This window comes from Salipiger sp. HF18 (assembly GCF_011806505.1).
In the GTDB taxonomy this organism is placed as follows: domain Bacteria; phylum Pseudomonadota; class Alphaproteobacteria; order Rhodobacterales; family Rhodobacteraceae; genus Salipiger; species Salipiger thiooxidans.
Window position 1 is genome coordinate 1 of the sequence record NZ_JAATOS010000166.1, and the last position, 8,134, is coordinate 8,134.

Here is an 8,134-nt window from a genome sequence, read left to right on the forward strand (position 1 = left end):
ACATCGAGACCACCTGCGCCTGTTGGTCCGAGGCCCACTTGATCGCGTTGAAGAGCATCTCGGACGAGCCGCTGCCATCGTCGCCCAGCACCTTGCCGATCAGCGCATCGGTGACCCCGCGCGCCACGCCGATGCGGGTACCGTCCACGTCGCGCCCGAAGATGGTGCCGGCGCAATGGGTACCGTGGCCATTGGCGTCCTCGATGCCCGAACCCGCGAAGTCGCGGGTCACGAGATTGACGCCCGCGAAGGCCGGGTGGTCGGTGTCGATGCCGGTGTCGAGCACCGCGACCCTGACCCCCGCCCCGGTGAAAGGGGCGTCGAGCGCGCCGACCGCGGCCACGCCCCACGCAGGCTCGGCGTCCTCGGCCCGCACGTCGTCGAGCGGTTCCGGTTCGATCAGCTTGGTCGGCATGGCGCGTGCCACCGCGGCGACCGAGGGGTCATGGGCCACGTCGCGCATGTCGGCAGCGCTGAGATCCGCGGTCTCGAGCTTGGGCGACGGGGGCACCGCCGCGATCATCGGACTTTCCAGGGCCCCCGGACCGAACCCCGGAAGGCCGGTGGGCGCAGCCGGGCGCGGGGCTCGGCTGCGGAAGGGTGCATTCTCGTCACGTAGAATGACAAACATGGGCTCTCTCGCTTCAATGGGGCAATATCAGTGTCCAATGAAGCGAAATTACACTCTAAGGTTGTCTCTACGAAGCCTCTTAACGTGAACCCAGCGTAAATTCTCCGGTCAGAGCAGCCCGGCCCGGCGGAACAGCACCTTGAGGTCGGCCTCGGGGCGCGGCCCCATGTGCGCGATGACCTCGGAGGCGGCGACGGTGCCCATGCGGCCCGCGGTCTCCATGTCGGCGCCGGTGGCGAGACCGTAGAGGAAGCCCGCGGCGAACTGGTCGCCGGCGCCGGTGGCATCCACGGGCACGACCTTGGTCACCGGGATGTCGATGCGCTCGCCCTCCCGGACGATGGTCACGCCATCTCCCGAGCGGGTGCAGACCACCAGCGGGCAGACCTCGGCAACGCGGGCGAGATCCTTGTCGAGGTGGTCATCCTGGTAGAGCGAGCGGATCTCGGCCTCGTTGCCGATCACGTAGTCCATCTCGTTGGCGATGAGACGCAGGAAGTCGTCGCGGTGACGCTCGACGCAGAACGGGTCCGAGATCGCGATGCCGGCCATGCCGCCGGCGGCGCGGCAGGTGCGGGCGGCGCGCAGGAAGGCTTCCTTGCCCTTGGGCTTGTCGAAGAGATAGCCCTCGAGGAAAATGATCTCGGCCTGAGCCGACACGTCCTCGGAGACGTCCTCGGGTCCGAGCTCGGAGGAGATCCCGAGGTAGGTGTTCATCGAGCGCTCGCCGTCGGGCGAGACGAAGATCATCGAGCGCGAGGTCGGCAGCTCGCCCCCCGGCACCGGCGCGTTGACGAAATCCGAGCCGTCCTTTTCCATCGCGTCGGCGTAGAAGCGGCCCAGCGCGTCATCGTGCACGCGGCCGATGAAGCCGGTGCGCAGCCCGAGGTTGCCGAGCCCCGCGAGGGTGTTGGCGACCGACCCGCCGGGGGCCTGAACGCGGCTCTCCATGGCGCCGTAGAGCTGCTCGGCGCGCTCGCGCTCGACCAGCTGCATGATGCCCTTCTCGATGCCCATGTGCTCTAGAAAGCTGTCGTCGGCGCGGGTCAGCACGTCGACGATGGCGTTACCGATGCCGACGACCTGGTACTTCTTGGTCGGATGCTGGGGAGTAAGCGTCATGGTGTCTTGTCCTCGAAATCACAAAGGTCACGAATGAGGCACGCGTTGCACTTCGGCTTGCGCGCGACGCAGGTATAGCGCCCGTGCAGGATCAGCCAGTGGTGGGCGTGCTGTTGAAAATCAACTGGAATATTGTCTTCGATGGCGCGCTCGACCGCCACCACGTCCTTGCCCGGGCAGATGCCCGTGCGGTTGCCGACGCGGAAGATGTGGGTGTCCACCGCCTGCGCCGGGTAGTGCCACCACATGTTCAGGACCACGTTCGCCGTCTTGCGCCCGACCCCGGGCAGGCTCTCGAGCGCCGCGCGGGAACAGGGAACGGTGCCGTTGTACTCCTCGACGAGGATCTTCGACAGCTTGATGACGTTCTTGGCCTTGTTGCGGTAGAGCCCGATGGTCTTGATGTGTTCGATCACGCCCTCTTCGCCGAGATCGAGCATCTTCTGCGGCGTGTCGGCGATCTGGAACAGCTTGCGGGTGGCCTTGTTTACGCCCGCGTCGGTGGCCTGCGCCGACAGGGCGACGGCGACGACCAGCGTATAGGCGTTCACGTGCTCGAGCTCGCCCTTGGGCTCGGGCTCCGACTCGCGGAAGCGGGTGAAGATTTCCCGCATGGTATGATAATCGAGCTGCTTGGCCATCCCGCGATTGATGCCCGAGCGCACCGGGATGCGCAATATTCGGGTCGCTCCACGGGACGAATTGTCTAGAAAAAGAGGTGGATGGCCGCAGTTGCGGCGCGCGCATGGAGCAAGTCGGAGGGCAAGGCCATGGACGAAGGCGGATATCACTACGAGGTCATGCGACGCGCCATCGAGCTGGTGGACGCCAAGGGTCCGGCCGCGACGCTCGAGGACCTGGCCGCCGGGATGGATATGAGCCCGGCGCATTTCCAGCGCGTGTTCTCGCGGTGGGCCGGGGTCTCGCCCAAGCGGCTGCAGCAGTACCTGACGCTGGGCCACGCCAAGGCGCTGCTGGGCGAGCGCTTCACCACGCTCGACACGGCGCTTGCCACCGGGCTCTCGGGCGGCGGGCGGCTGCACGACCTGTTCCTGCGCTGGGAGGCGATGAGCCCCGGCGACTACGCCCGCGGCGGCGAGGGGCTGGTGATCCGCTGGGGCCGCTTCGACAGCCCCTTCGGCCCGGCGCTGGTGATGGCGACCGACCGCGGCATCTGCGGCGTGGCCTTCACCTCGGAAACCGGCGAGGCGGCGGCGATGGAGGATCTCTGCAGCCGCTGGCCCGGTGCGGAGTACATCGAGGACCCGGACGCGCTTGAGGAGTGGGTGGCCCGCGCCTTCGGCCGGACCGAGGGCGAGGTGCCGCTGTTCCTGATCGGCGCACCGTTCCAGATCAAGGTGTGGGAGGCGCTGATGCACATCCCCTCGGGCCACGTCACCACCTATTCCGAGATCGCCCACGCGGTCGGCCACCCCAAGGCGGTCCGCGCGGTCGGCACCGCGGTGGGGCGCAACCCGGTGTCGCTTCTCATCCCCTGCCACCGGGCGCTGCGCAAGTCAGGCGGGCTCGGCGGCTATCACTGGGGCCTGCCGGTCAAGCGCGCCATCCTCGCCTGGGAATCGGCGCGGCTCGAGGCCTGAGCGTGGCGCGCCCCGGACCTGTACGGCGGGGCCGTTTCACAAGCCCTTGAGCCCGTGCTTCACGATGCGCGGAGACCCGCCGATTCCCCGGTGACAGCGGTGTTCCCGCAGTCCATGCTGACGCTATAAAGCAGTAGGAACCCCGTTGAGGGTCGACAGAACATGAGGCATCAGATGATCCGCGCCAGAACTTCCATCTTCGTTTCGCTCGCAGCAGCGATGGCCCTGACCGCCTGCGGCGAGGGTCAGACCTTCGGCGAAGGCAACCCGAACCGGAACACCAACAGCGGCGTGCTGCTCGGCGCGCTCGGCGGCGCGGCCGCGGGTCGCATCATCGGCGGCAACAACGACGATTCCACCAAGAACGCCCTCGCCGGTGCCGCCGTGGGCGCCATCGCCGGCGGCCTGATCGGCAACCAGCTCGACAAGCAGGAAGCGGAACTGCGCCAGCAGCTCGGCAACAACGTGTCGATCAACAACACCGGCGACCGTCTGGTCGTGACCATGCCGCAGGACATCCTGTTCCCGTTCGACAGCGCCGCGCTGCGGTCGGACCTGCAGGCCGACATCCGCACCGTGGGCCGCTCGCTGCTGCAATACCCGAACACCACCGTGCAGGTGCTGGGCCACACCGACAGCGACGGCGACGCCGCCTACAACCAGAAACTGTCGCTGCGCCGCGCGCAGGCGGTGTCGAGCGTGCTTGTCGCCGAGGGCGTGCCGTCCTCGCGCATCCAGTCGATCGGCCGTGGCGAGGACCAGCCCATCGCGTCGAACCTGACCGCCGAGGGCAAGCAGCAGAACCGCCGGGTCGAGATCGTCATCCTGCCGAACTCCTGATCCGCCGTTCCCGACGGACAACGAACGCGCCGCGGCACCCCCGCGGCGCGTTTTCGTTTGCGCCCCTCAGGCGCGGTTCGAGATCTCGAGCAGGTTGCCGTCAGGGTCGCGGATGTAGACCGACATGAGCGGCCCCTCGGCCCCGCTGCGCGCCACCGGCCCCTCGATCACCGGAATCCCCGCCCGGTCGAGATGCCCCAGCCACGCATCGAGCGGCACATCGCTCAGGAAGCAGAGGTCGGCGCTGCCCGGCGTGGCGGCGCGGGCCTTGGGCTCGAACTCGGCCCCGGCCTCGTGCAGGTTGATCTTCTGGGCGCCGAAGCGCAGCGCCACTCGCAGGGTTCCGTCCGCCGCCTCGAAGCGCAGCACTGTCATGCCCAGCACGCTTTCGTAGAAGGCACAGGTCACGCCGGTATCGCCAACGGTGAGGACGAGGTGGTCGAACGACTGGACGGACGGCGGCATACCGGGCTAGCTCCGCTGCAAAGGGAGATGTTTCATGCACGATGCCGCCCCGCAGACGACACGTCAAACCGATCTCATGGACCCGGCCCGCGCCAATGCCCTGCTGGCGGCGCTTGGGAGACCCGCCGGGATCGAGACCGGAGACCCGCTGCCCCCCTTCTTCCACCAGCTGCATTTCTGGGACGCGCGGCCGCCGGTGGCGCTTGGGCGCGACGGCCATCCGCGCGTCGGCGGGCTGATCCCCGACCTCGGCCTGCCGCGGCGGATGTGGGCGGGCGGCACGCTCGACTTCCTCGCGCCGCTCTGCGCCGGCATCCCCGCCGAGAAGCGCACCAGCTGCGAGTCGGTGGCCCGAAAGACCGGCCGCAGCGGGCCGCTGACCTTCGTCACCCTGCGCCACCAGGTGATGCAGGAGGGCGTGCTCTGCGTCGACGAACGTCAGGACGTCGTCTACCGCGAGGACCCCGCCCCCGGCGCACCGCAGCCGGTGCCGCCGGTCGCCCGCGACGACGAGGACGAGGCGCTGCCGGCGGAGTTCGACAGCACGCTGCTGTTCCGCTACTCGGCGCTGACCTTCAACGGCCACCGCATCCACTACGACGCCGATTATTGCCGCGAGGTCGAGGGCTACGCCGCGCCGGTGGTACACGGGCCCCTGCTGGCGCAGCTGCTGATGCTGATGGCCGAGGACCGCGCACCGCTGAGACGCTTCGCCTTCCGCGCCACGGCGCCGGTCACGCTGGGCGAGACGGTGACGCTATGTCGCAAGGGCAGCGACGCCTGGATCCGGGGCGCCGACAGGCGGCAATGCATGAGCGCCGAGCTCTCGTTCTGACGTCCCTCTGAAGCGCGAAGACCGCCGCCGGGGCGGGGGTCTGTCGTGAACCCTCGGAGAGAGGCAGAGAGAGAGAGAGAGAGAGACGGACTCAGCAGCCTGTGCCGTGGATCACCACCCGCACGGTGCGGGCAAGGACCTTCAGGTCGGTGCGGAAGGAGAGGTCGCGCAGGTAGGCGGTGTCGAAGCCGGCGCGCTCGGCGAAGCTCGACTCGTTGCGCACCGAGGTCTGCCAGAAGCCGGTGATGCCCGGACGCATCGCGTAATACGCGGTGCCCGGATAGATGGACTGCTGCTCGACCATCATCGGACGCGGCCCGACCAGCGACATGTCCCCGCGCAGCACGTTCCAGAGCTGCGGCAGCTCGTCGAGCGAGCATTTGCGGATGATCCGGCCCACCGGCGTGATGCGCGGATCGCGACGCAGCTTCTGGGTCCGGTGCCACTCCGCGCGGGCGATGGCGTTGCCGGCGAGATAGCTCTCGAGCCGGGCGTCGGCGTCCTTCACCATCGAACGCAGTTTCCACATGTGGAACACCCGCCCGTTCCGTCCGACCCGGCGCTGGAGATAGACCGGCCGGTGGCCGTCGGAGGCGATGATCGCGGCCAGCACCAGCGTGACCAGCAGCGCCGGCAGCGCCCCGATCAGCACCAGCGCCACGTCGAGAACGCGCTTGGCGAAATGGCGGTAGAAGGCACCCCTAGGCGCGGCGAAGAGCGCGTCGTCGATGAGCTTCTCGATGTCGGCCGTCGGCAGCGGCTGGCGTATGTGCAGTGTCAATTCGACCTCCCGGAGGCATTGATCGACGAAAGCAATGGCAAGGCGGCGGAGCGTCCCTGTTCCCGATCGAAAGGCACAACTTATCCGTGTCTCTCCGAGCGGAGAAACAGGCTCGTAGCACCCGCGAACGGGTCGGATTTTCAGAACTTCAGGACCGAGCGGACCGCAGCAATCTAACCAAAAACTCCCAAGTGGAAGCACCACCCCCCGAGTGCCGTCGTGTGACAGAAATATGTTCTATTGATCGACCTTGATCTTTAATCATAACGCCAGGAAATCCGTCAACAGCTGCTTTCTACTACACTTTTTGATTGATTCACGTGCCCGTCTCGCGCCGTTCCTCAACCGTCTCCGTGGGTATTTCACCCGGGCGCAAGCTCTCGTCCACCCGCGCCTGGGTGCCGGTCCCGGCGTGCCGGCACGGCGACCGGAGAGGCTCAAGTCGGCCAGAAACAATGCCCGAAGAAAACAACCCTTGATTGTTTCCACCCCAGATCCGCTGCCCTCGAAAACGGCGGATCGTTGACGGTTCGCGAACACTCTCCGGCCCGGCGGCGCATCCGCTACGGCACGGTGCCCGAGAGGACCTGCAATCGGAAACAATCCCGCCGCCGCGATCCGGCCGCCCACCCCGGCGGGGGGCCCGGATCCGCCCCCGAAGACGCCCTCGTGCCCCGGCGCGATGCCCGCTTACGGTGCCGCGCACAGCCCCCGGCGAACGACACGCGAGAAGCGAGTGACTTTCCTCACGAAATGTTACACTTGTTCGGAGACCGAGAGGGAGAGGGTCGAATTCGCGCCCGAGGCACGACAATGAATCGCCATATTCGCCCCGAATCAGGCCACATTCCGCCCGGGGCATCGCGCAAATGTGGCCGCGGCGTGGTCGGGCTCAGTTGCAGAACCCGCGCTGCTTGCCTATTCCCCTCGCAGATCGGAAGCACGAGTTGAAAGGGTCCGGGATCATGGCGAACCACCTCTACAAGGGCGATCTTCCCGATGGGCTCGACCTTGGACCGGTCGTGGCCATCGACTGCGAGACCATGGGGCTCGATCCGCACCGCGATCGGCTCTGCGTCGTGCAGCTCTCGGGCGGCGACGGGAATGCCCATCTCGTGCAGGTTGCCCGCGGCCAGACCGAGGCGCCGAACCTCTGCCGGCTGCTCCGCGACGAGACCGTGCTGAAGCTCTTCCACTTCGGCCGCTTCGACATCGCCGCGATGTACCATGCCTTCGGCGCGCTCGCCGCCCCGGTCTATTGCACCAAGATCGCCAGCCGCATGGTGCGCACCTACACCGACCGGCACGGGCTCAAGGCGCTGACGCAGGAGCTGCTGTCGGTCGACATCTCCAAGCAGCAGCAGTCCAGCGACTGGGGCGCCGCGGATCTGACCGCGGCCCAGCTCGACTATGCGGCCTCCGACGTGCTCTATCTCCACCAGCTGCGCGACAGGCTGAACGGAATGCTCGAGCGCGAGGGCCGGACGGCGCTGGCGCAGGCCTGTTTCGACTTCCTGCCGACGCGCGCATTGCTCGATCTCGAGGGCTGGCCCGAGACCGACATCTTTGCCCATGCGTGACCGATGGCACCGCGCGGGGACACATATTCCAAGTTCATCGGCTGGCTGAAGCTGCTGCTGCCTCTGGCCGCGCTCACGCTGCTGTCGACGATGTTCCTGCTGCCGCGCGTGTCGGAGCCGGTGAACAAGCTGCCCTTCGTCGAGGGCGAGGCCCCCGGCGATGCCCCCCGCCAGCAGATCGTGGCGCCGAACTTCGCCGGCACCACCGACAAGGGCGACCGCATCACCATGACCGCCGACCGCGCCGAGCCGCTGGCCGCCGACATGGCGCGGCTGCGG

General features: G+C 67.7%; 9 protein-coding genes and 1 pseudogene. 5 read left to right on the plus strand and 5 right to left on the minus strand.

All coding sequences use genetic code 11. The annotated features are described in order from the left end of the window. The 3 genes from HC022_RS14300 to nth form a co-directional block, all read right to left on the minus strand. On the minus strand, positions 1-523 hold a 523-nt coding region (locus HC022_RS14300), incomplete at its 3' end, for a S8 family serine peptidase (protein ID WP_254885094.1). 216 nt (positions 524-739) lie between these two features. Then, the gene (locus HC022_RS14305; RefSeq protein WP_167452900.1) at positions 740-1,753 is read right to left on the minus strand and encodes an adenosine kinase; all 1,014 of its coding nucleotides are present in this window, start codon (positions 1,751-1,753) and stop codon (positions 740-742) included. Further along, on the minus strand, positions 1,750-2,394 hold the full coding sequence (nth, locus tag HC022_RS14310; RefSeq protein WP_040384803.1) for an endonuclease III: 645 nt from the start codon (positions 2,392-2,394) through the stop codon (positions 1,750-1,752). Before nth ends, HC022_RS14305 begins: the two co-directional genes overlap by 4 nt. A 129-nt stretch (positions 2,395-2,523) precedes the next feature. Between nth and HC022_RS14315 the strand changes: the two genes are divergently transcribed. Both HC022_RS14315 and HC022_RS14320 read left to right on the plus strand, forming a co-directional pair. Beyond that, the gene (locus tag HC022_RS14315) at positions 2,524-3,354 is read left to right on the plus strand and encodes a methylated-DNA--[protein]-cysteine S-methyltransferase (RefSeq protein WP_167452906.1); all 831 of its coding nucleotides are present in this window, start codon (positions 2,524-2,526) and stop codon (positions 3,352-3,354) included. A gap of 174 nt (positions 3,355-3,528) precedes the next feature. Next, the gene (locus tag HC022_RS14320) at positions 3,529-4,194 is read left to right on the plus strand and encodes an OmpA family protein (protein ID WP_167452901.1); all 666 of its coding nucleotides are present in this window, start codon (positions 3,529-3,531) and stop codon (positions 4,192-4,194) included. A 66-nt stretch (positions 4,195-4,260) separates the two neighbouring features. Here the strand turns inward: HC022_RS14320 and HC022_RS14325 are convergent, their stop codons facing one another. Further along, positions 4,261-4,659, minus strand: coding sequence for a VOC family protein (locus HC022_RS14325; protein WP_167452902.1), 399 nt, complete (start codon positions 4,657-4,659; stop codon positions 4,261-4,263). 34 nt (positions 4,660-4,693) lie between these two features. Here HC022_RS14325 and HC022_RS14330 point away from each other — a divergent pair, with 34 nt between their 5' ends. Next, on the plus strand, positions 4,694-5,494 hold the full coding sequence (locus HC022_RS14330; RefSeq protein ID WP_167452903.1) for an acyl dehydratase: 801 nt from the start codon (positions 4,694-4,696) through the stop codon (positions 5,492-5,494). A 91-nt stretch (positions 5,495-5,585) separates the two neighbouring features. Here HC022_RS14330 and HC022_RS14335 read toward each other — a convergent pair whose 3' ends face one another. Further along, on the minus strand, positions 5,586-6,275 hold the full coding sequence (locus HC022_RS14335; protein WP_167452904.1) for a sugar transferase: 690 nt from the start codon (positions 6,273-6,275) through the stop codon (positions 5,586-5,588). 965 nt (positions 6,276-7,240) lie between these two features. Here HC022_RS14335 and HC022_RS14340 point away from each other — a divergent pair. Continuing rightward, positions 7,241-7,855, plus strand: coding sequence for a ribonuclease D (locus tag HC022_RS14340; protein WP_167452905.1), 615 nt, complete (start codon positions 7,241-7,243; stop codon positions 7,853-7,855). Positions 7,856-7,858: 3 nt separating this feature from the next. Next, positions 7,859-8,134, plus strand: a pseudogene (locus HC022_RS14345) (hypothetical protein); the annotation flags it as partial.